A 23,933-nucleotide genomic window follows, 5' to 3' on the forward strand; every position below is an offset into this window, starting at 1 on the left:
GCTGATGGTTCTACGTAATCAGATACAGAAATTAATTTGCTCGACGAGATTCCGCCGGAAGCATCGAGAAAAATCAGACAAACCGTATCAAAAGTTCAAGCCGTTTTTTGAATTTGGTACTAAAATAAAAGAGATAATTAAGACGACCAATGTCCAAACAGCAACGAAGACATCGCTCCCACAACAGATATCAAGAACTGTCTGTGGGAGCGATCCCAAAATCGCGACTTTCGACAGATAACCCTATCTATTAGCACAGTGTGGACTCAATAAATCATAATAAAAACCAATGGCAAACATCCTCCAAAAACTGATCGCCCTACCCTTCAGATACAAACCCTGGTACCCGGAACATCTGAGCATCATTATCGACGACCTGAAAGGATTGAGCAAACAGCCGGTACACTCGGATGAAGTTTCTCTGAAAGCCGTAATCGAATGGTTGTGCAGAGCGCAAGACAAACGCATCGGACACGCCGATGAAGGCGGCGTTTCGGCGGGCTGGAGTTTCGAAGACGGCTGGCTGCCCAGTTACCCTGAAACCAGTGGTTACATCATCGAAACCTTTCTAGCCGCCGAAAAAATACTAGCCCAACCGGAACTTGCCCAGCGAGCGCAACGCATCATCGACTGGGAACTTTCGATACAAAATCCGGACGGCTCGTTTCCGGGCCATTTCGGCGAATCCGGCAGTAAACCGGTCATCTTCAACACCGGGCAAATTATGCACGGCATGCTTGCCGGCTATCTGACATTCGAGCGCAACGAATGCCTCGAAGCCGCCGTCAATGCCGGCCGCTGGATGGTATCGAAACAAGACGAAGACGGCTGCTGGCGACGCTCGGTACACAACGACACCCCGCATACCTATAACACCCGGGCTGCATGGGCCTTGCTCAGAACCGGTTTGCTCGCGAACGAGTCGGACTTAGTGAATGCGGCGATAAAAAATATCCGTTGGGCCTTAACCCAACAAACCAGATCGGGCTGGTTCGAAACGAACGGTTTTACCGCCGGTGGCCTGCCCTTTACGCACAATATCGCTTACGCAATCCGCGGGATTCTCGAGTGCGGATTGCTATTGCAAGACCAAGCAATGCTCGACGCCGCGATCAAAGCCACCAAAGCGCAAGCCGAGCAACAACGTCCAGATGGCTGGCTGGCCGGACGCTATGCCGAAAACTGGAAAGCACAAGCCGGCTATTGCTGCCTGACCGGCGTTGCGCAAATGGGCATTATTTGGCTGAGACTGTCACAAGCCTGTGACCTGAAAGCTCTGGAACAAAACGCCGATGCCGGCATTCGGTATCTAAAAACCAACCAACGAATTACCGGCAAAAAAGATCATAGAGACGGCGCAATTGCGGGCTCCGCGCCGATTTGGGGGCGCTACTCTATGTTCGAATACCCCAATTGGGCCGCCAAATTTTACGCCGATGCCTTGATGATGAGGATGTCGGGTAAAACCATTCCCGAAACACCGAGGAGTTGACACGATGTCCAACCTATCAGTCGTAATCTTATGCGGTTCCTCGGCGAGACATATTTATTTCGCCAATGAATTGTGCCGCCATTGTCAGCCGAAAGCGATCATCCAAGAAACGGGCTGCCACCAAATCCTCGGCAAGATTATCAAGCTACTAAAAGATCCAAAAAAACTGTCGCAAAAACTCTCGCGCTGGTTGCGTGATCGCAAACGTTACAGTGGCAATCCGGAAGCCAAATACTATTTCGGCGACAAAACACCTGAGCTCGAACGGCCGGAATTGCGTATCGAAGTCCCCTATATCAACGACGAACAAGTTCTTTCGATCGTCGACCAACACCAACCCGATGTCATCGCAGTATTCGGCACATCATTGATCAAAGGGCCGTTACTGGAAACAGGGAGACTCGGTATTATCAACCTGCACGGCGGACTTTCACCCGAATACCGGGGCGCCGACTGCACATTCTGGGCGCTTTATAACCAAGAACCCGAAAAAGTCGGTTGCACGATCCATTACATCAACGCCGGCATCGACACCGGCCATTTAATCGCTCATGTCAGCCCGGAAGTCAAAGCAAACGACACAGAGCTTCAACTCTTCTGGCGAGCGGTAAAGAGCAGTACCAAAGCATTTTGCGAATTACTCAACCGTTTAGAAAAAGGCGAACAATTCGGAGTCGTTCAAGAGAGCAAGGGCAAGCTTTATCAGGTCAAAGACCGGAAAGTCGAACATGAGCAACAATTAACTCAATTACTAAACTACGGCTTATTAAAAGACATCAATTTAGAAGAGCGCATCGAATGGTTTAAAAAAACATAATCGGTAGGGCCCTAACCCATCCTTAACATACTTAGAGTCAAAATCTAAGTTGCATTTCTTTGAATAAGTCATAAGCTATTGATAATATTTGTTTATGTTTTAGGCTTTTCGTGGACGAATTATAGTGTCATATTAATTACTTCCCTTGCGCACCTTATCCGCTTGCGGTAAGTTGGCGGGCATGTATATTCGACAAACCAAATTTCCTGCTCCGCTACGGACGAGCAGTATTACGCCTATCGCTTGATTCACTGTGAACGGCCGGCCGGTGCGTTAGTTGGGATGGATGCCTGCATCGCCACGGAAGCCGACACTGCGATCCCCATCGGAACCGCTTTGCATATGCAACGGGTCGACGAAGTCGAACAGCAGGAAGCCCGGTTGTATTGCTATTCCGAACAGCACGAACAAAAAGAACTCGGTATCAATCAACATTTGTGCGAGCGCTTAAATGCCGGATTGCAAAAGATCGCCGACGCCCCCGCCACAAGCCACGTGCCGAAAAGCGTCTCGACCAACTGCAACAGCACTACGGCCGGCTCCAGAAAAATACCACGGTATCGGTCAACATTACACGATTGAATTGCCCCCCCCCCGACAAGACCGACACAAAAGTCATCGATCTGAACCGGTCGAAATAGCCCAAAACCGGCAGCCGCCTCGCCGACGCCAGCACTTACTGCCTGCGCACAACGAAACCCAATGGGACACCGAGCAACTGTGGCGCACCTAATATCATACTCACCGACCTGGAAGCGCTATTTCGTATCTTGAAATCCGAACTAGAGCTACACCCGTTCTACCGTCGCAAAGAAATCCGCGGTGGGATAACGCCCATCCATGGTCGTAACCAGTTCCTTCCGGCGCGGCGACCGGCGGTACCCTGCACATCCGTAAAACCGCCGAGCAGGCACACATCTACCGCATCCTGATTATTGACCCGTTACCGGAGGCGTGCAAACAACATTCATCTAAATCAAAATCGCGAAGAAAACGCGTTTGTAGTGCCTAACGACAACTTTTGAATCTACAGCATATTGATTTGTATAACATTCTAAATCTAAGTGTCGACCATATTTAAGTATTGGTGCTGGTTTCAGCTCACGACTCATCTTGTCCCTGCAACCAATCATTTTTGATAATCAGCAGTTTATCATTGCGCGACAATTCCGGCTTATCCCAAATAATTTTCCAGGTGATTTCATCGGTAATTTTTTTCCTTAAAAAATCAATTACATCGGCTTCGCTTAATGTAAAAGCTTTGCCGCAGTCCAAGCGGACAATAATTGTATCCGCCGCCGATTGAATGAATTGATACTGCTGTAAACCGTCCAGCCAACGCATGACCAAGGTCAATCCTGGCATAGCAATACGGCGACCACTCGGCAATACCAAAACATCACCGGTACGCCCATCCACCGGACCGATACGCGGCCAGCTAATCCCCGATGACGCTGGTTGCTGGCTGTGCCAATGAACGATGTCGCCGGTTTCATAGCGAATGAACGGGGTAGCCCAATTGCTTAGACAAGTTGCGATAGCGCGCCCACTTTGCTTCAGAGCATAAATGGGCTGGTTATCGTCGTCTAGTATTTCCAATATGCCACGATGGAAAAATAAATGTAGACCGTCGTGTTCAGGACCTTCGGCGGCAAACAAACCGCCATCGTTTAAGCCATACAGATCGAACACGCTTGCTTTTAAAGTATCCTCGATACGTTGCCTTACTTCTTGACGCATTACTTCCGCGGTACAGACGATGCCTTTGAGGTTAGGGAAAGTTTCGCCAAGCTCGGCCAGCAGTTCTCCAAGTTCGCGTATTGCGTTAGGATAACCATAAATAAAGCGAATTTTTTGAAAATGCGACGATTGAGTTAAAGTTTTAACCCGCGCCAAGGTTAAATTAGAGCCGCTAAATACCCAACGGTTGATGATGCGGTCTTTCCAGGTTCGCTTGTCGGTTAATCCGGTCCCCACTGATTCGCCGCCGACGACCAGAAAGGGATCACTGAGTTGCCATCCTGCCCAATGCCATGCCGTGTACAATTGTGCCCACATGGACTCTTGATCTTCCTTGGTCATTCGAAAAATGACTGGTTGTCCCGTACTGCCGCCGGTTCTGGCTTCGACGCTTTTTATCCATGGCGCTGTAGTAATGAAGGTCGGCAATTCTGCGCGAAGCTCTTCTTTGCTCAACAATGGTAATCGTGTTAAGTCCTCAATATGCTGAATGTCTTGCGGGCTGTCGATAAAGCCTTGCCAGCGCGAGCGATAAAATGGGACATATTGCCAACAATAGTGAATCAATTGCTGTAATTTTTCTTCTTGAAATTGCTTTATTTGCTGAACCTGCCAGTTTTGACGGCTTTGTATGTCACGCATAATGCGCACCCTTTGCGGCGCCAACATACTGATGAGTGTTTGATGAAAAATTCTGGAGGTCATAGTATTTAATTCGTTAAACGGATATTGCTAATTGAGTCTAAGGTTATTTAGCGACGCAACGCGGGAATTTGTTGTTTTAAAGCTTATAAATTTTTTAATGCATCGCGTGCGTTTGCGTGATGTAAGATAGATGAGGAAGATTCCGCAAAGATGCGAATGAATATTACGAGTGCTTCATTTAAGGTGAGCAGTTTAAACAGTTGCAAGAGTTTCGTTTGATAAGTGTTGCTCATAAAAAATCGCCTATTTGGAAGAAATTAAAGGCTCTTCCGGATTTCCCGTGGTAATTTGAAAAATTAGCTGTAAAGCAAATTCTTAATGAATAAATTACATTTAATATCAGTTGCTTAAACAAAATCTTATTTTCTTATTCGGTGTCGATCCGCTATTACCACGGCAAGTACGGAAGAGCCGAAATTAAAAATTAGTAAATATTTTCCTTCTGCGTTACCAATGCCTCTTAATCACCACATCTAGTCTAAATGATTTTGAAATATTGATAAATTGTTTTGAGTATAGGATGGCGTCCTATGGCGATTAATTTTTTCAGTCAAGCCTTTATTTAAAATATCTAATTCCAAAGTCTCAAGTAATTACCCCTATAAAAACTTAGGGAGTAGTCAATTAGCGCCTCCTGATACAAAATATAGTGGTATCATCAAACCAAAACAACTCCGATTTTAGAAGCAGGGCGAGATTACCCGCGCGCATATAAATGGGTGGAGGCGCTAACTGACTACCCCCTAAAACTTATAAACAGCCTGACAGGTTTTTAATGCCTAAAAATTGAAATTGTGCAGCCCTGAATTAATTGCGGCCCATGTTTTGACCCCAAGTACAGCATGAGAGTGTTGCAAGCGCGCCAAGATTTTTCGCGAAAGCTGAAATGGGGTCCGTCCGATTTCAGCAGCGAAAAATGACTTGGCGATTATTGCCTTCGGCGGCCCCGATTCGCCCTGCGTCCGTGCCACTACGCCACATCATCGTATACTCGATGCGGCTCCGTAGCACTCCCACAAATGGCTTTACGCCGTGTCGCGATGCCTTGTATTTTGCCTCCGCCTGCGCTATTCGCGCAGACTCCGGCAAAACACCCGGCGCTACGGCTATCGGGGACTAAAAATCTTCACTTCGCTAACGCTCCGTTTCCAAGATTTTCAGCGTATGAAAAAATCAGAAAGTTTATAGGTCCGATGTTTCCTAAGTTGCGGGGGCAACGTCGGAGGACGATATTGGAAGGGAATAGGTTGCAAGATCATGTGCACATGGCTGATACAGATTTCGCCGAAGATTTCGGAAACGGAAGTGGTCGGATACATCAAACAAATCTACACCTATTTCACTAAAACCGAACAGCTCTAATACGTAAAACACACCTAGTTAGGAATTGGCATGAAATAAGTAAGGCAACCGACACAGGATTTTTGTTCGTATTCAAGGCGCGCAAACAGGCGCATATCAGGCTATGTAACTGTTTGCGCAAAGCTTCCGCTCACGCCCCTTACCTACATCCATGTAGGTAAGGCAGAAGACGGACCAAAAGACCTGTCGGTTGCATAACTTCTAAAATGCATGTTACTTAATTTAGGCTACAATGAACACGTTGTCAAAAAACCAAACGACCCAGGAGAACCAACATGTCGGCACAGCCCCCCTATATGCATTCTATATGTTGAAAACGGCTTCAGCTATGGCGGCGCATTTATTTGTCTTCGTCATCTGATCAGGAACCTGGATTTCACTCGTTACAGACCGATAGTCGTAACCGGAAAAGAAAATAAGCCACACACCTTATAAATTGAAGAATTACGAGTGTAGTAATATCATGCAACCCAATCATAGAAAAAAAATCACCATGGTTACATTCGTTCATCAACTGCTAACTGAAAGTGCCAAAACCGCTCCTTCCTCGCCAGCCCTGACCTACAAACACGACTGCTGGACCTATCAACAACTCAACGACCTCGTCGATCGACAAGCCAAAGCCTTGCTAGGCATTCATTTAGCCCCTCAACAACGTGTCGCGATTTATTTACCCAAGCAAATAGAAACCGTTAGCAGTTTCCTGGCGGTTTCTCTTGCCGGCGGCGTATTTGTTCCGGTCAACCCTGTACTCAAAGCCCCTCAAGTCGTTCATATCTTGAATGACTGCAACGTCCAGATACTGATCACGTCAAAAGCCCGTCTACAAGCACTCGAGCCCGAATTACAAAACTGCCCGGATTTACATACCATCGTTTTAGTGGAGAACGAGCCGGCACAAGCACCGAACGATCTGCCGATCAAGATCTGGGGATGGCAAGACTTCGAGCGACACGCCGAAAACCAGTCTTTCCCGAGGATGATCGACACGCACATGGCCGCGATACTCTATACCTCCGGCAGTACCGGCAAACCCAAAGGCGTCGTGCTTTCGCATCGCAACATTGTCGCCGGCGCAAAAAGCGTCGCCGAATACCTTGAAATCAATGCGAACGACAAGCTGTTGGCCGTTTTGCCGTTCAGTTTCGATTATGGCTTGAATCAATTGATGACATCGTTATTGACCGGCGCCAGCTGCGTGCTGCTGGATTACTTGCTGCCCAAGGATGTCGTCAAGGCACTGGCTCAACATCGCATCACCGGCTTGGCGGCGGTTCCACCGCTCTGGGCGCAATTGGCCAACATCGAATGGCCGGACGGCATTAACGAACATTTGCGCTACATGACCAACTCCGGCGGTAAAATGCCCAAAAGCGTTCTGGACAGCATTCGGCAGAAATCCCCAGGATCGCAATTTTTTCTGATGTACGGCCTGACCGAAGCCTTTCGCTCGACCTATCTGCCGCCCGATCAAATTGATTTGCGCCCCGACTCGATGGGTAAAGCCATTCCCAATGCCGAAATTCTGGTCGTCAGGGACGACGGCAGCCGGTGCGCGCCGCATGAACCGGGGGAATTGGTTCATAAAGGCTCGCTCGTCGCGATGGGCTACTGGAACGATCCGCAAAAAACGGCCGAACGCTTCAAGCCGGCGCCGGATCAACTAAATGAACTGCCGATCACGGAAATCGCGGTTTGGTCCGGTGATCAGGTGACATACGATGAGGAAGGCTATCTGTACTTCGTCGGACGCAAGGACGACATGCTCAAAACCTCGGGTTATCGCGTGAGTCCAACCGAAATCGAGGAAGTGATTTATGCCAGCGGGCTTGTCAAAGAGGCCGCCGCCATCGGCATCGAACACGAAACACTGGGCCAGGCCATCATTGTCGTGGTCGGCGTCGATAATCCGGATGCATTCGACAAGCAAGGCTTAATCAATATTTGCCGAACTCAGCTACCCAATTTCATGGTTCCGGAAAGAATCGAAACACTACCGGAATTACCGAAAAACCCCAACGGCAAAATCGACCGAAAATCGCTCAGTCAACAATTCAACACACAACCCCGATAACCGCATGAATCGTAACTATTCAGTCCCTCGGCAATTCTCGTTCCAACGCTCTGTGTGGGAACGCCTAAGTACCGCTCCAGCGGTACGAGACGCTAGAGCGTCTCAGTCTTCATTCCCACGCTGGAGCATGGGAACGATATGGGGGTGTGAATAATTACCATGAATCCGACAGCACCCAAGCATCAATTCGTCAATCCGTTCAATATCGAAGATACGGAACTCGTCATTGGCGGGCTAAAACTTTCCCGACTCGCTCAGCGCGTAGGCCAAACCCCTTTTTATGCCTACGACAGACAATTGCTCAACGCACGCATCGCGGAATTGCGACAAAACATGCCGCCCGAATTGAAGATTCATTATGCGATGAAAGCCAACCCGATGCCGGCGATTGTTCAGCACATGGCGACTATTGTCGACGGTTTCGATCTCGCTTCGGCCGGTGAAATGAAGGTTGCGCTCGATACCGTCATGCCGGCAACGCAAATCAGCATGGCAGGCCCCGGAAAACGCCCTGCGGAACTCGGCCAAGCCATCGCGGCCGGCATCACCATCAATGTCGAATCGCAACAAGAACTGAACGTCATCGCCGCATTGTCCGAACAAACGGGCATACAAGCGAATGTCGCGCTGCGCATCAATCCGGCTTTCGAACTCAAGGCCTCCGGCATGAAAATGGGCGGCGGCCCCAAGCAATTCGGCATCGACGAAGAATTGATACCAACCGTGCTGCAACACATCAAGTCGCTCGATCTACATTTCAAAGGCTTTCACATCTATAGCGGATCGCAAAACCTGAAAGCCGAATCGATCATCGATGCGCAACAAAAAAGCATTCAATTGGCCGTTAGCCTAACCGAACACTGCCCTAGCCCGATCGAAAAGCTCAATATCGGCGGCGGTTTCGGCATCCCCTATTTCCCGGGGGATGTGCCGCTGGATACCCGTCCCATCGGAGACGCCTTGGCCGAAGCCATAAACCAATCAAAGTCCCAACTCCCGGAAGCCGAAATCATCATTGAATTGGGGCGCTATTTGGTCGGCGAGGCCGGCATCTATGCCAGCCAAGTCATCGATAAAAAAATATCGCGAGGACAAATCTATCTGATCGTCGATGGGGGGCTGCATCATCATCTGGCCGCATCCGGCAATTTCGGCCAAGTCATTCGTAAAAACTATCCGGTTGCGATCGGCAATAAAATGGGAATCGAAGAAATGGAAACCGTCAATATCGTCGGCCCGTTATGCACACCGCTTGATATACTGGCCGATAAAGTTCCGCTGCCCAAAGCCGAGATTGGTGATTATGTCGTGATTTTTCAGTCGGGAGCCTACGGTTTGACTGCGAGTCCGACGGCTTTCCTGACACAACCTAATGCTGAAGAGATATTAGTGTGATAACCAACAATTATGTTTTCTTAAACTGGTCCAATAAATACGATTTAACCAAGCAGTATGGATTAACCTAATGGCCTCTATTCGCAAATCTCTAGCCATATCTGTTTTAAATAAATATATTCAAATTACCTTACAGCTTGTTTCATACTTTGTTTTAGCTCGCCTTTTAACGCCTAACGAAATCGGTCTATTTTCCGTAGCTTCATCAGCTATCGGCATCGCTCAAGTTTTTAGAGAATTTGGCGTTAGCAGTTATTTGATCCAAGAAAAAGAACTCACTGAAAATAAAATAGCAACGGCTTTTACCATTACCGTCATTGCTGGCTCTTTGTTATTTTGCTTGTTATTTCTGTTAACGCCTTGGTTGGCCTCATTCTATAATGACGAACGCTTAATTTTAGTTTTTCATCTATTATCTATAAATTTTTTAATCATCCCTCTCAATTCGACATCACTCGCCTTATTGCGTCGTGAAATGCGCTTTGGCGCGCTTTTTTGGATCAGTATACTCGCATCGTTAACCAGTTTTACCGTAGCGGTCTCGTTATCCAGTTTGGGCTATGGTTATATGAGTTTGGTTTGGTCTTCCTTGGCAAATGGCTTAGTGTCATCGTTATCTGTCAGTTTTTTCTTACGCGGCGGTATGTTTCATCGCTTAACCCTGTGTGAATGGAGAACCGTTTTATCGTTTGGATCGCAAATGACAATTATCAGTATCACTGGTCATATTTCAAGCAACGCAAACGACTTGATTACCGGCAAGCTGCTGGGTTTTACGGCAACCGGCATCATCAGCCGCGCTCAGGGCGTGATGTACCTATTCCACCGGGATATTACCGCAACGCTTAGAGAAGTGGCCTTTCCCGCCTTTGCCAACTCGCACCGCGAACAACGCGATATTGAAGCCGACTATATTAAAGCAGTCACCATCTTGACCGTCTTTGCCTGGCCGTTTTACGGCTTTTTTAGTTTGTTTCCGACAGAAGCCTTACGCTTGTTATTTGGGCCGCAATGGGACGCGGCAGCCCCCTTGGTGCCTTGGTTTTGCGCCGGCGGCGCGGTGGCCGCAACCTGCTCGCTCATTCCAACCTTATTACCTGCACTGGGTGGCGTGCGTTACCTAGTTCGCTTGCATGTACTAATTGATCCATTACGTATTGTTACCTTCGCCATGACTATTTATTTTTTTCGCACCATGGAAGCATTCGCCATCGTGTTTGTCATTTTTTTCACAATTTCCATGCCTTTGCTCTATTATTTTAAAAACAAACTGCTGCCAACTCGCTATAAACTACTGACTGTCGGTCTGTTAAAGAGTGTGGGCGTGTCCTTGTGCGCATTGGCTATGCCAGCTAGCCTGGCCAGCATACCCTACTTGGATGTGGATAACACCTTACTCAGTGAGTTATACCTTCACTACGCGAGCTGGTTATATAAAACCCCTGATGCGCCTTATCTCAAAGACTGGCTGCTCATTCCCCTTGGCTTGCTGATGCTGCCTTGCTGGATTTTAGGGTTAATTCTGTTTCGCCACCCTTTGGCGGACGAGCATTGGTTTCAAAAAATCGTTTATTATCGAATTGGAGGACGGCGTGAACCAGTTACCGAACAAAAACTCTCCTAATACCAACAAGCTTAAACAAGTTTGTTACGTCGTCACCGGTTTTCCAAAGGTCAGCGAAACCTTCATCGCCGAAGAAGCGCTATCATTAGCCGATTTTGAGGTTGATTGTCATATCCTCGCGCTCATGCGAGGCAATTTTCAATTAGTCCATCAAAGCGCCCAAGCATTGATCGATCAAAACATAATCACTTATCTTGATCCGCCAACAAAAAGTCAATCGCTGTTGGCTTTATGCTATTTGCTCATCAAAAAACCCAATGCGGCATTCAAAACATTATTGAAAGCCTTAAAGCATCCACTGCGCTGGCGCTATTTTCAGTGTTTACCCTTTGCTCAACAATTAATTAATGATTCAGTAAATTATCTTCATGCCCATTTCGCCGATGATAACCTGCGTGTTGCGGCGATACTCTCGGAATGGACAGATATTCCTTTTGGCTTTACCGCGCATCGCTACGATATTTTTGATGATCCTCTTCCAGTTGAAGAATTCACATCCTTGGCAAATAACGCTCATGCAATTGTCACTGTCAGCGAATACAACAAACAGGTAATGCTAAAAAGATACCAACTCAAATCAGAACAAGTTTATGTCGCTTACAACGGTATCCGTACCGAATTATTTCAGCCCAAGCATCAGGCAGATGCAGACAAAAAATTACGTTTACTCAATGTCGGTCGCTTAGTACCGATTAAAGGACAAGACCTATTACTTCATGCCTTAAAAAAAGTTTGTGATCAAGGGCATTCGGTACATTTACGCATCATTGGCGAAGGCCCGGAACGTGAAACTTTGGAATCGCTGATACAACGCTTAGGCTTACAAAATTATGTCGAATTATTAGGCGCGCAACCTCAAGAGACGGTTTGCGAATATTTGAATAAAACAGATGTTTTTGTGATGCCTAGCCGAAGTGAAGGCTTCGCTGTTGCTTGCCTTGAGGCGATGGCGATGGAACTGCCCGTGATTGCCAGTAATGTAACCGGTTTTCCTGAAGCAATAACGGATTATAAAACGGGAATTTTAGTAGGATTAGAAAATATTGATCAACTCGCGGAGGCCATCATTTGGATGATTGAACATCCTGAACAGCGTTTGACCATAGGAAAACAAGGTAGGGAAACTGTATTAGCTAGATTTACCCGTGAAAAAGTGACCGCAGGTTTAATCGATTACTGGCAAAAATCCATTCAGAAAAAGGTTTAATATGAACCTAAACCAAAACCAAAACAAACTTTAGCCATCTCCTTCCAAAAGTAAACTTGGTTCATGCCCGCCATCCTTTTATTGTTGACTACTGCATTGGAAAAAAAGTGCTCCATATCGGTTGTGTTGATGCTGGTTTAATGGAAGAGCAGTTTAAAAAAAATGAGTTGCTACACCAAAAGTTAGATGAGGTAACAACATTATTGTATGGGGTGGATATTGATATGGATGGAATATCCTTTTTACAAGAGAAAGGGTTTAATAATCTCTTTTTTGTTGATATTTGCGATGAAGGCCAATGTAAAGTGTTATACGGATTAGATTTCGATGTCATTATCTTAAGCGAAGTCATTGAACATCTCATGAATCCAGGCTTAATGCTTGAATCAATCAAAAAATTGATGAATGAGAAAACCGAACTTTTAGTCTCAGTACCTAATGCGTTTAATGCAACAAATATTTTGAACATGCTAAAGGGCATAGAATTTGTACATCCAGACCATAATTATTATTTTTCTTATGTCTGTTTAAATAATCTTTTGAAAAAATCAGATTTAACGATTAAAAAAAATTATGTTTATTCATTTAGTGAATATGCGCCTTTTAAATCTGAATACAGCACAATTAAATTAATATATTGGAATTTGGCTAAAAAATATAAAGCCGCTTCTGGTTGGTTACAATTTAGTAAAATTATCAGCGGTGATTTTTTGTATTGGTTAACTCATTTTTTTGAAATACGGTTTGTTAAGTTCTTATATTCAAAGACTGTTTTTTTTGGTGATGGTTTGTTTGTTTGTTGTATGTGTATTACAGTCAAATGAGTAAAAATTATGCGTAATCAAAACCTTTCGCAACCCACTAAATTTTTGTACGAACAAGGGCAATTTCGTGCCAGTCGAAACCCTAACGAAGTTTCAGTATCGTCACGTTTAGTCACCGACGCGGTTGCAGATTGCTTTGCACGCTATATCCCACAATATAGCGCAGGCACACTATTGGATCTTGGCTGTGGCAAGGCACCTTTATATGGGCTCTATAAAAATTATACAACCGATGTGATTTGTGTAGACTGGATAAATAGCCCACATGAATTATCATTTATCGATATTGCCTGTGATTTATCAGAACCACTGCCTCTTGCAGACCAGCAATTTGATACGTTCATTCTATCGGACGTCCTAGAACATATACCGGAACCCAAAATACTTTGGCAGGAAATGGCTCGTATCATCAAACCCAATGGAAAGTTATTCATAAGCGTTCCATTTTATTATTGGCTACACGAACGACCTCATGACTATTATCGTTACACACAATATGCTTTAGAACGTTTTGCTGAACCATCAGGTTTCGAAATTTTGGTATTCGAGCAATACGGCAGCGCATTAGCCATAATAACGGATATCACCGCTAAAAATATTATTAATTTGCACTGGAGATTAGGGCCATTATGTGCGGATTACCTTCAAAAAATAGCAGCATGGTATCTATCAAAACGCAAAAAATCACCAAAAGAATTAACTGCTTTCCCATTAGGATATTTTTTAGTATTATCAAAAAATACCCGTAATAATTTAGGGTTTAGCACTTACCACTAAAATAAAGCCTGCCAACCCAAAAACTGAACAACTAATTAAGGTGGTAAACTGCATGCATAAACCCGAGAAAGTGAATAAAACAAGATCATGCAGAGAAAGAAACACAGTGCCGAATTTAAAGCCAAAGTGGCGCTAGAAGCCTTAAAAGGCGATAAGACCATCAATGAGATAGCCGGCGAGCACCAGGTCCACCCGAATCAGGTGTCGAACTGGAAAAAAGAAGCGCAAGCCGGGCTAATCGAGTGTTTTTCCGTAAAACGAGGGCGAAAGAACTTGCAACATGAAACCGACCAGGAAGCGCTGTATAGCCAAATCGGGCGGTTGAAAGTCGAGCTGGACTGGCTTAAAAAAAAGTCCGGACTGTCCCTGTAAGCGAACGGTATCAGTGGCTGGAACCGGCCCCGGAACTCTCGTTGATTCAGCAGTGCGCGTTAACCGGTGTGCCGCGTAGTCGCTATTACTACCGAAGCGCGCCGGAAGACGCGCTCACGATCGACAAGCGCGCCAAGATTTTTCGCGAAAGCTGAAATGGGGTCCGTCCGATTTCAGCAGCGAAAAATGACTTGGCGATTATTGCCTTCGGCGGCCCCGATTCGCCCTGCGTCCGTGCCACTACGCCACATCATCGTATACTCGATGCGGCTCCGTTGCACTCCCACAAATGGCTTTACGCCGTGTCGCGATGCCTTGTATTTTGCCTCCGCCTGCGCTATTCGCGCAGACTCCGGCAAAACACCCGGCGCTACGGCTATCGGGGACTAAAAATCTTCACTTCGCTAACGCTCCGTTTCCAAGATTTTCAGCGGCTGATGCATCGGATCGACGCGCTTTATACCGACTATCCTTTTTACGGCAGTCGGCGGATGACGGCAGCGCTGAGAAGGTTAGGCTATCGGGTCAATCGTAAGCGCATCCGGGGCCTGATGGCGAAGATGGGCCTGGAAGCCATTTATCCCAAGCCCAATACCAGCCAAAGTCACCCGGAACACCGGATCTATCCGTATTTGCTGAACGGCGTTAAAATCGATCGAATCAGGTGTGGAGTACCGATATTACTTATGTTCGGCTCGCACAAGGCTTTGCCTACCTGGTGGCCGTGATCGATTGGTATAGCCGCAAGGTCTTGGCTTGGCTTTTGTCCAATACGATGGACACCAGTTTTGCCTGGACTGCCTGGAGGCCGCGTTACGACACGGACAACCGGATATTTTCAATACTGACCAAGGCAGCCAGTTTACCAGTCGGGAATTGAACGGGCGCTTGAAAGAGGCCGGGATACGGATCAGCATGGATGGGCGGGGACGGGCTTTAGACAGTGTCTTTGTGGAACGCTTATGGCGGAGTGTCAAGTATGAAAACATCTATGTCAGAGGTTATGATACCATGACTGAAGCCCAAACCGGACTGGCCGATTATTTTCAGTTTTACAACGAAACGAAGCCTCATCAAAGCCTAAATTACGCGACACCGCAAGAAGTGTATGGTGGCTAGCAGCCATGAACCGAAAGAGGGTGATGAAAACGCCTGAGGCGCAATAATAGCAAATGGCATTTTTTTAAAGAGCAGGTTCCACCTTAAATTAGAACATTTTCTGTATTGACCTTGGGGGCCACTTTAATCAGAATGACTGTTCAGATTGAATCAGAATCGGTGCTCAGGTTGGGGCAGAATATGCATTATTGAAGCTGGTGCGTTGGTTTTGGTAGCGCTGATGTCGGCGCAGATTGTACAAGTGGCCGTTGGAAATGCTGGCCAATCGCTCGAAACGCGGAACACCAAAGACCGAGTACATCCGTTCGCAAAGTTTGCGGGTGGCTGGGCCAGACAGCGTATTGTGGAGGGTGTCGGTTTCGGCCAACAGACGGATGTCCGCGTCGGTGTAAAACTTCCCGAACGGCTTGGTCGGTCCGCTGCGGCGATCTTCGATGCGGCCTGTCTCGGACTATTACCGTAGCAGCCGGGTGATTTGGGCGCGCGACAAGCATGTTACTTAGCCAGTGATAAGTCGAGTCGCGTTCGGTAAGTTGGTAATCGACCGATTCGTTACCTGCGAGAAAGGTTTCGACATCAGCCAGGGTTTTGATTTTGGTAGTTTGTAGGATCACGATCATCTATCCTTGATCCCAACATTCGCACTTTTAGGCTCAACTCAGTTTGGAAATACGTTTCCTCGTTCAGGCACATGTGTCATTGTACAAAGCTTTGGATTGCTGGATCTAGGTATAATTCGAAAAGATCAAATGCTCTCACCTTGGAGATTCACTATTTGCTTAGCAAAAATGCAGATCACATCTAAAATGAAACCATTGTCCCAGCTGTTTTAATACAAACCATGAATAATTCCCAACCTGTTCGCTGTCTTTTCGTTACCAGCATTTTTCCACCAATCAATGGCGGCTCTGCCGTAGTATATGAAAATCTATGCCGTTATGCACCAAACGGAACAATGATGGTATTGGCTTCGTGGAGGGATTACGCCACTGGCAAGCCTATCGAAAATTGGAAAGAGCTTGATAATGCCGCCCCTTATTCTGTGGAACGAATCGAATTACTCCGCCCTATTTCAATACAATCAAAATCGAAGTTGCATTCGTTATGGCTATTAGTGACCCAAGATTTACCTTTAAAAGCCAAGGTACTTTATAAAGCAGTAGAAATTATTAAGGCTCGAAATGTCAATGTTATTTGTATAGGCGAACTAACTGCAGGTAGTTGGCTGGGGCTATTGTGCCGCTGGCTATTCGGATGCAAAATCATCAACTACATTCATGGAGAAGAAATCACTACTCGCATGAATTATTTATTTTATGGAAAAAATCGAAAATTTTATCTTCGAAAAGCCGATGCCATCGTTGCTGTCAGTCAATTCACTCGAAACGCTTTGATCGATATCATGGAGGTCAACCCCATAAAAATACACGTCAACGAAAACGGCGTTGATACTAAAAGATTTTTTCCGGGCGTCAAAAAAGATGCCATTCTCAAAAGACATAAAATCGAAGGAAAAAGAATACTTTTAACAGTAGGGCGCTTAGTGCAACGTAAAGGGATAGATAAAACATTGCAAGCTTTACCCGAAATTATCAAAAAAATCCCCAATATTCATTATCTCATTGTAGGCTCTGGTGAATTTCAACCCAATTTAGAGACAATCGTCAAAGAACTCGCATTGGAAAATTTTGTAACCTTCGCAGGAAGGATCGCCGAAGAAGATCTCGTAAAGTATTATCAGAGCTGCGATCTTTTCGTGATGCCCAATCGTGAACTGGCTGATCATGACACCGAAGGTTTTGGTCTGGTCTTTCTGGAAGCCAATGCCTGTAAAAAAGCCGTCATTGGCGGACGAGCCGGGGGCGCAGTTGAAGCAATCAGTCATGGCAAAACCGGATTACTTGTTGACGGTAACAACCCTGAAGAAATCGCTTCTGCAATCATTGAGTTGCTAACCGATGAAACTAAGCGAAAAGAAATTGAGGAAACGGGGTATCAATACGCATTAAACGCAAATTGGGAAAGCAAGGCGCATCGTTTTTACGAGCTTTGCAATAATTTATTAAAGGAAACCGCTCAATGAACGAAATCACTGATAATAAAGTTTTAATCATAGCGGGCGAATTTCCGCCGATAAAGACAATAGGCCGTATCAGAACCGCAAAATTCGTTCAGCATATCAAAACACTTGGCTGGACACCTATCGTACTGACATTAGGTATCAATAAGGAAAATCATGACACTTCATTAGATGGAGAAATACCTCCAGATGTGAAAATATATCGAGTTGATAAACCAGACCTCGAAAAGATTTTAGTTAAAAAAATCAAAAAGCTTTTAAAAAAAGAAACAACTAACGATTTAGCCGGAAAAAAAACAATATCACAAAACTCAATCACTCTCGCAAATTCTGCCCCCACCAAATCGAAAAAACTCCTAGACTGGCCGATACAATTATTTAAAAACACGCTGAAATACCTTGTTTATATACCGGACGACTTCAACCTTTGGGCCATGAAAGCCGAACAAACTGCAGAGCAAATATTAAAAGAGCACAAAATTGACCTTATCTATACCAGCCTGCCTCCTTTCAGTGCTTGTCACATCGGTTACAAAATCAAAAAAAAATATCACATACCCTGGGTAGTTGATTATCGAGACTTGTGGCATGGTGATGTACTCCGCGAATGGGTTCCTATTATCAGGCAAAAGTTGGAACTTCAACTCGAAAAATTCTACATGCGCCAAGCCGATGTAATCATTTCGGTGTCAAAACAAAAAACTGAATTTTTGAAAAAGCTCCACCCGAAGAGTAAAGCAAAATGGGAGACGATTACGAACGGTTACGATACGGAGATATTCGAACCATTGCTCTCAAAATCAAGACAGACAGACAAATATATAAATTTTGTCTATACCGGACGGCTCTTCAAAAATCGTAGAGGCTATGCGTTTGCAGAAGCCTTAGGACAATTATGCAAGGAAAATCCTAATTTAAAAGATGAAGTTAAAGTTCATATACTCGGCGGAGTTTCACCAGAAATACAAAATAGATACAACGAACTGCTGAATGAATACGATATAGTGGATATGTATAACTTCACTGGCGACATTAGTTATCAAAAAGCTATGGAAGCACAAGTCAATGCCGATTATCTATTACTAATCGTCGATACTGGAACCACCTCTGATGGTGTAATACCAGGCAAGCTTTTCGAATATATCGCGTCAAGACGCCCAATATTTGCCCTCACAGACCCAGGTGCGACGCAAGAAATCATTGAAAATGCGCATGTAGGCGTAGTCGTACCTGCCGAGTCTGTCGAAGAATGCAAATTAAAACTAAATGAGCTACTGAAAACAAGCCCCCCTGAAAAATTAGAAGCCAATGAGACGTATCTAATGCAGTTCGATAGAAAAAAACTAAGTGAAAAATTAGTCTTAATATTTAATAACATATATAAATCTTATTTTGGATAAAAATATTTCCTACTATAAGGTTCATATATCGAAAAAAGGGTACTCTCCATGCGCGAGTCAAAAAACAAAAGGTACTTAACTTTAAAAATTTGAAATTATAATAAGACATCAAACCCCCCAATCAAAATATGGCTGGAAAAGTTTTATTATATTTTAACCACATTTCCCAAAAAAATAATTCCTTATGTTTTTGACCAGCATATTGTATTTAATAAAATAATATTTTAAAAATTACTCATATGATTGCAAATAATAAATCAATCACTACATTTTTATTTTTTACTATTGCTTCATTGATAGGCTTGTTGAGTCCTATTGCATATGCAACCAAATATACAATTTATAAAATGAATGAGCTAGAAATATCCAGACTACCGCCATTCTGCCAGGTTTGGGCAAGAGGCGACACTGAACAAACTGATCAATGGGTCGCAAAATTAAAGATATCAAATATTCATCATCTTTGTAAAGGATTAAACCATGTCAATCACGCCAATTTAAGAAGTTACAATAATAAAGATAATACCCTTGGCTATCATATAAAATCAGGAATAGGTGAATTTTCTTATGTTTTAGCACATGCAAAAGGCCAACCATTTCCATTAAGATCGTTTGTTTATTTAAATCGAGCAAAATTACACGAGATATCAGGCGATATTATTAAGTCTATTGAGGACTATTCATTTTCAATTAAAAGCAATCCTAAATATGTAAAAGCATACGTCGGATTAATTGACTTATATATTAAAATAGGAGATAAGGAACAAGCAGCTATTACACTAAAAAAAGGATTACATAATGCTCCTAAATCCAATATACTATTAAAGAAGAAAAAAATGCTAAATATGTAGCCAAACATGCCTAGTAAAATAATTATTAAATACTTTTAAAATTACTTATCTAAGTATTTTATATTCTCGACAGTAACATTTAAAATACCAGGCCAATAACAACGAAAACAGTACAATGGCAATTAATTAATTATTCCTATAATACTTATAATCCAATATATATTATAAGCGTATAACCAACGTGATTCTAAGTTAGACTTTATATGAAAAAGATATAGGCTATTATGCAATTAATTTTTTCAGAATAAAGAACAAATTTAATTAAATAAATATACGTTTTAATTATGATCTATCATCACTGTCTCTGTCAGACTTGTCAAACGCTCATATGCACAGCAACACGCTACACTTATTACTTAAAGCTTGTTAGATTACCAACTTATCATAAACCATAAAGTTTTAAAATTAGAAAATATGAACCTCAATCATAAAACACGTGTTTTAAAAGAGCTATTCAGACTTGGTAAAACACCCTTGCAAGATGCCTCTGTACATTTGAATGCTACAATTGATTGGCTATGTTATGCTCAAGATTCAACACCAGACGCAGGAGTCTCGCAAACTTACTTGGTCAAAAACCAACATTGGGCTAACTCTTATCCTGAAACAACCGGGTATATTATTCCTACATTCTATAGCTATGCTGCCTTAACCGGCCGAGAAGATATTCGCGAACGTGCTCGACAAATGACTGAATGGGAATGCGATATTCAAACAAAATCTGGCGGTGTACTGGCAGGCGCTTTAGGGGATTGCGACAAGCCGACTATTTTTAATACCGGACAAGTACTTTTTGGTTGGGCAAGGGCTTTTGAAGAAGAGAAAAATGAGCGATATAGAGAATCTGCAGTAAAAGCTGCTAACTGGTTATGTGATGCGCAAGATGATGATGGTTGTTGGCGTCGTTATGGTTCACCGATGACCAATAATACTGTCAATACCTATAATACCCGTTCAGCCTGGGGATTATTGCGCGTTTATCAAATCACACAAGAAAATAAATACCTAGAGGCCGCACTTAAAAACATTGACTGGTCACTAAAACAAAGCTTTGATAATGGCTGGCTGCCCAATAACTGTTTACAAGATGATAAACAACCTTTTGTTCATACAATAGCTTACGCTATGCGAGGTTTTTTAGAAGTTGGAGACTATGCTAAGCGCGATGATTTTATCAAACAAGCAATTAAAATTGGAGATGCTCTACTAACCGCATTGCCAAGCAATGGAATGTTATCAGGACGATTCGACTGTAACTGGCACTCTACTGTCAAGTGGTCTTGTCTCACGGGGGATGCTCAGATTGCAATAAATTGGGGACGTTTATACCAAATTACTGGCGATGAAAAATATAAAGAGGCCATGCAGAAAATTTTGAAATTTGTAAAATCAACGCAAAAACTTACTGGGGATATACGAGAGCAAGGTGGCATTAAAGGATCTCACCCGATTAATGGTGACTATCATCCTTGGCAATATCCTAACTGGGCCGCTAAATTTTACGCTGATGCATTAATGATAGAATGTACGATTTTCAATAAACTAAAAACTGGTCAGAGGTTTATTAATGATGGTTAAAGAAATTCAAGAAAATTACCGCGACTAACAGAGGCCTGGCCATTCTTGTACAAACCTCCGGAATCCAGATTATTAATATATAAAATCTATTGCTCATTACCCTATGCAATAAGCATTAAACCAAGAAGAAACATGAGTCGTTTATAATAAAAGAACAACTTTGTTTAACGACCTATTAACTTTTATTAATTTACTAATAATTAAAAAATATAAATCCAGAAATATTTAACTAATGAATTTATATTATGAAAAAAATCGATTAATATATATGAATATTCCAGATAAAGTTATTTCATCAATATACCAGGCATTGAATCTGAACAAGGAACAACGAAACCTAAATTCTGATTCTATATTGTTAGGCGCGATACCTGAAATGGATTCAATGGCTGTTGTTACTATTATTACAAGCTTAGAGCAAGAATTTGACTTTATTGCCGAAGATGATGAGCTAGATGCAGAGATGTTTGAAACAGTCGGCAGCGTTATTAATTATGTTCTAAGAAAAATCAGAGAGAAAGAATAACTCAATGACATCCAACTGTGGGAAGCAGGTATCATATGATTGAAAAAAAATTTAGAATTAACGATCCTATTCGCAACTTTAAGACTATACTCAGGCGGTTATACAAAAAAAAACCATACACAGGCGACAAAAAATTAATTATACATTGCGGTTATCACCGAGGCGGAACCACTTGGTTTAATAATGTTCTAAGCGCAGTAGCCGGAAACCTTGGGCTGCGATACCAACTCTGCGAACCTGAAAATATAGCCCCAAATACAGAGATATATCTTTGTAATGATAGTAAAATAAAGCTAACACATTTATCTAATTATGTCGGAACACACATGATTAGAGATCCCCGTGATTTAATTGTTTCAGGCTATAACTATCACAAACATACACATGAACCTTGGGCTCATATTCCTAGAAAGGAGTATGATGGCAAATCTTACCAAGAACAGTTGAATTCATTAAATCAATATAATGGACTAATGCTGGAGATTGAACGTACCTCTCCATCTATTATTCGAATGGCCAAATGGGACTATTCTAATACAAAAATTTTAGAGCTGAAATATGAAGAAGTAATCCAGAATGAAAAAGAATGGTGGCGAAAAATTTTTACTCATTATGGTTTTTCCAATAAAGCCGTAGAAGATGCTATCTCAATCGCAATGCAATACCAAATTAATGCTGTAAAAGGCAAACAGGTTTCAAGGTTTATGACCGACAAGCATATTCGATCAGGCAAGGAGGGGCAATGGAAAAAGATGTTCCAACAGGAACATAAAGAATATTTTCATGAACTCTTCGGCGATATTCTTATAAAGCTTGAATATGAATCAGATTTCGATTGGTAAATCTGGAATTCTTTATAGTGAAATATCCAAAAGCAGAAATATATTATAATCAAAATATTGCCGCATTAATACCTTTAATTTACATAACTCATAGCAAACTAATTTAATTCTTGGGTTAAATTGTTTAGGTTTTTGTCGTAATGTTTAAATTAGGCCCGATAAACTAATTACACTGGAAATATGGGAGAGTCGATTTTATTAAACCAAGGCAAAATAACGATTATTATAACTGACTAACTTCAATCACCCATACTCAAGGCAAAGATTGAGTCCCTAAAAATACATTACAAGCAAAACAACAGAATTTATAGACTTCCTAACGCTCACAAGACAAATCAAAAAAAACTTCACCCTCTTTAACCATATCGTCGACACAATCAGCCATAGTTTTGCATTCAATTAACATCAAATGAGTATTACCTATTCGCTTATGCTTCATCGCGCCGCACCTATTTAATCTATCAACTAACCGTTGCTCACAACGCGCCGAATTAGCAATTTCACTTATTACGTTAACCTGAACCTCCAGCAATTTTTTATCATAGTCAATAACCTGCCCCGTCATCGGACTAGGATCATAGAGCGGAAAAGGCAAAAAAGATGCTATTCTATCCTCCAAATAATGAGTAAAAGTAATCGTTGCGAAAGGCGCATCGATGGTTAATATTTTACCGTTACATTGCAAAAGCTTCTCAAAAGGCGATCCCACACCAAACGGAACCAAGCATGACTCATGCCCCTGAACAAACTCATCTCTTTTGTCGCCCCAAACCGCAAGAGGATGAGTTGGACTTAAGCTACGCGTTACATCCTTTCCACGGCGAAAAACCTCACTCAAAAGTCCCATCATCGAAGGAGAACGTGTAACATCCATTGGCGTACTACTTAAAAGGAAATCACGAGAACTTTTATTTTGATATGTTAACGTTGGCATAATTAAAATACCGGACTGACCCGCCACATCTTTCAATGCACTAACCATATCGACCGGACGTCCTTTAAAACCATTTAGCGGTAACCATGATGAATGCACCATTAAACAATCGCCAGTCTCTAACCCTAACTTATTAAGAGCATTACAAAGATCCTCTTTCTTATAGCTCATTAAGTGCTTAACTATGAGTGACTTTATTTTACTTTTCATTTTT

General features: G+C 43.2%; 19 protein-coding genes and 1 pseudogene. 18 read left to right on the plus strand and 2 right to left on the minus strand.

The features are described 5' to 3' along the window. Positions 1–289: 289 nt before the first annotated feature. From MEALZ_RS13175 to MEALZ_RS13185, 3 genes are all read left to right on the plus strand, one after another. Positions 290–1,492, plus strand: a complete 1,203-nt coding sequence (locus tag MEALZ_RS13175) for a prenyltransferase/squalene oxidase repeat-containing protein (RefSeq protein WP_014149143.1) — start codon at positions 290–292, stop codon at positions 1,490–1,492. A gap of 4 nt (positions 1,493–1,496) precedes the next feature. Next, positions 1,497–2,309, plus strand: coding sequence for a formyl transferase (locus MEALZ_RS13180; RefSeq protein WP_014149144.1), 813 nt, complete (start codon positions 1,497–1,499; stop codon positions 2,307–2,309). A 243-nt stretch (positions 2,310–2,552) separates the two neighbouring features. Next, positions 2,553–2,891: a hypothetical protein gene (locus MEALZ_RS13185; RefSeq protein WP_162472961.1), complete on the plus strand. Its 339-nt coding sequence runs from the start codon at positions 2,553–2,555 to the stop codon at positions 2,889–2,891. 519 nt (positions 2,892–3,410) lie between these two features. Here the strand turns inward: MEALZ_RS13185 and MEALZ_RS13190 are convergent. Further along, on the minus strand, positions 3,411–4,754 hold the full coding sequence (locus tag MEALZ_RS13190; protein ID WP_014149146.1) for a phenylacetate--CoA ligase family protein: 1,344 nt from the start codon (positions 4,752–4,754) through the stop codon (positions 3,411–3,413). 1,855 nt (positions 4,755–6,609) lie between these two features. On the opposite strand from MEALZ_RS13190, the gene MEALZ_RS13195 reads away from it, so the two are divergent. The 15 genes and pseudogenes from MEALZ_RS13195 to MEALZ_RS13265 all read left to right on the plus strand — a co-directional run bounded on the left by MEALZ_RS13195 (position 6,610) and on the right by MEALZ_RS13265 (position 22,785). Then, positions 6,610–8,190, plus strand: coding sequence for an acyl-CoA ligase (AMP-forming), exosortase A system-associated (locus MEALZ_RS13195; RefSeq protein WP_046061583.1), 1,581 nt, complete (start codon positions 6,610–6,612; stop codon positions 8,188–8,190). Between the two features lie 159 nt (positions 8,191–8,349). Continuing rightward, positions 8,350–9,585, plus strand: a complete 1,236-nt coding sequence (locus MEALZ_RS13200; protein WP_014149148.1) for a pyridoxal-dependent decarboxylase, exosortase A system-associated — start codon at positions 8,350–8,352, stop codon at positions 9,583–9,585. Between the two features lie 70 nt (positions 9,586–9,655). Continuing rightward, positions 9,656–11,209, plus strand: coding sequence for a lipopolysaccharide biosynthesis protein (locus MEALZ_RS13205; RefSeq protein WP_014149149.1), 1,554 nt, complete (start codon positions 9,656–9,658; stop codon positions 11,207–11,209). Next, positions 11,178–12,416 carry a glycosyltransferase family 4 protein gene (locus MEALZ_RS13210; protein WP_046061156.1) on the plus strand — a complete coding sequence of 413 codons (1,239 nt, stop codon included), beginning with the start codon at positions 11,178–11,180 and terminating at the stop codon, positions 12,414–12,416. Before MEALZ_RS13205 ends, MEALZ_RS13210 begins: the two co-directional genes overlap by 32 nt. 56 nt (positions 12,417–12,472) lie before the next feature. Then, on the plus strand, positions 12,473–13,240 hold the full coding sequence (locus MEALZ_RS13215) for a methyltransferase domain-containing protein (RefSeq protein ID WP_162472962.1): 768 nt from the start codon (positions 12,473–12,475) through the stop codon (positions 13,238–13,240). Between the two features lie 9 nt (positions 13,241–13,249). Then, on the plus strand, positions 13,250–14,017 hold the full coding sequence (locus tag MEALZ_RS13220; protein ID WP_014149152.1) for a methyltransferase domain-containing protein: 768 nt from the start codon (positions 13,250–13,252) through the stop codon (positions 14,015–14,017). Between the two features lie 87 nt (positions 14,018–14,104). Then, positions 14,105–14,389 (plus strand): transposase, encoded by a 285-nt coding sequence (locus MEALZ_RS13225; RefSeq protein WP_014149153.1) that lies wholly within the window; start codon positions 14,105–14,107, stop codon positions 14,387–14,389. 434 nt (positions 14,390–14,823) lie between these two features. Then, positions 14,824–15,508 (plus strand): annotated as a pseudogene (locus MEALZ_RS23480) (IS3 family transposase); the annotation flags it as partial. Positions 15,509–15,728: 220 nt separating this feature from the next. After that, complete coding sequence (locus MEALZ_RS13235) at positions 15,729–15,971, plus strand: hypothetical protein (protein WP_162472964.1); 243 nt, start codon at positions 15,729–15,731, stop codon at positions 15,969–15,971. A 378-nt stretch (positions 15,972–16,349) separates the two neighbouring features. Then, a complete protein-coding gene (locus tag MEALZ_RS13240; RefSeq protein WP_084685459.1) occupies positions 16,350–17,591 on the plus strand; it encodes a glycosyltransferase family 4 protein in 1,242 nt (413 codons plus the stop codon). Further along, entirely contained in the window at positions 17,588–18,988 is a 1,401-nt protein-coding gene (locus MEALZ_RS13245; protein ID WP_014149158.1) for a glycosyltransferase, read from the plus strand. Before MEALZ_RS13240 ends, MEALZ_RS13245 begins: the two co-directional genes overlap by 4 nt. Positions 18,989–19,227: 239 nt before the next feature. Then, positions 19,228–19,839, plus strand: a complete 612-nt coding sequence (locus tag MEALZ_RS13250) for a tetratricopeptide repeat protein (protein WP_014149159.1) — start codon at positions 19,228–19,230, stop codon at positions 19,837–19,839. A 363-nt stretch (positions 19,840–20,202) separates the two neighbouring features. Then, a complete protein-coding gene (locus MEALZ_RS13255) occupies positions 20,203–21,417 on the plus strand; it encodes a pectate lyase (protein WP_162472965.1) in 1,215 nt (404 codons plus the stop codon). Positions 21,418–21,685: 268 nt separating this feature from the next. Beyond that, the gene (locus MEALZ_RS13260) at positions 21,686–21,943 is read left to right on the plus strand and encodes a phosphopantetheine-binding protein (protein WP_046061158.1); all 258 of its coding nucleotides are present in this window, start codon (positions 21,686–21,688) and stop codon (positions 21,941–21,943) included. Between the two features lie 35 nt (positions 21,944–21,978). Continuing rightward, a complete protein-coding gene (locus MEALZ_RS13265; protein ID WP_014149162.1) occupies positions 21,979–22,785 on the plus strand; it encodes a sulfotransferase domain-containing protein in 807 nt (268 codons plus the stop codon). A 316-nt stretch (positions 22,786–23,101) separates the two neighbouring features. Here the strand turns inward: MEALZ_RS13265 and MEALZ_RS13270 are convergent, their stop codons facing one another. Then, positions 23,102–23,929 carry an AAC(3) family N-acetyltransferase gene (locus tag MEALZ_RS13270; protein ID WP_046061159.1) on the minus strand — a complete coding sequence of 276 codons (828 nt, stop codon included), beginning with the start codon at positions 23,927–23,929 and terminating at the stop codon, positions 23,102–23,104. Positions 23,930–23,933 lie beyond the last annotated feature (4 nt).

Origin of the sequence: Methylotuvimicrobium alcaliphilum 20Z (genome assembly GCF_000968535.2) — a bacterium.
Taxonomy (GTDB): Bacteria; Pseudomonadota; Gammaproteobacteria; order Methylococcales; family Methylomonadaceae; genus Methylotuvimicrobium; species Methylotuvimicrobium alcaliphilum.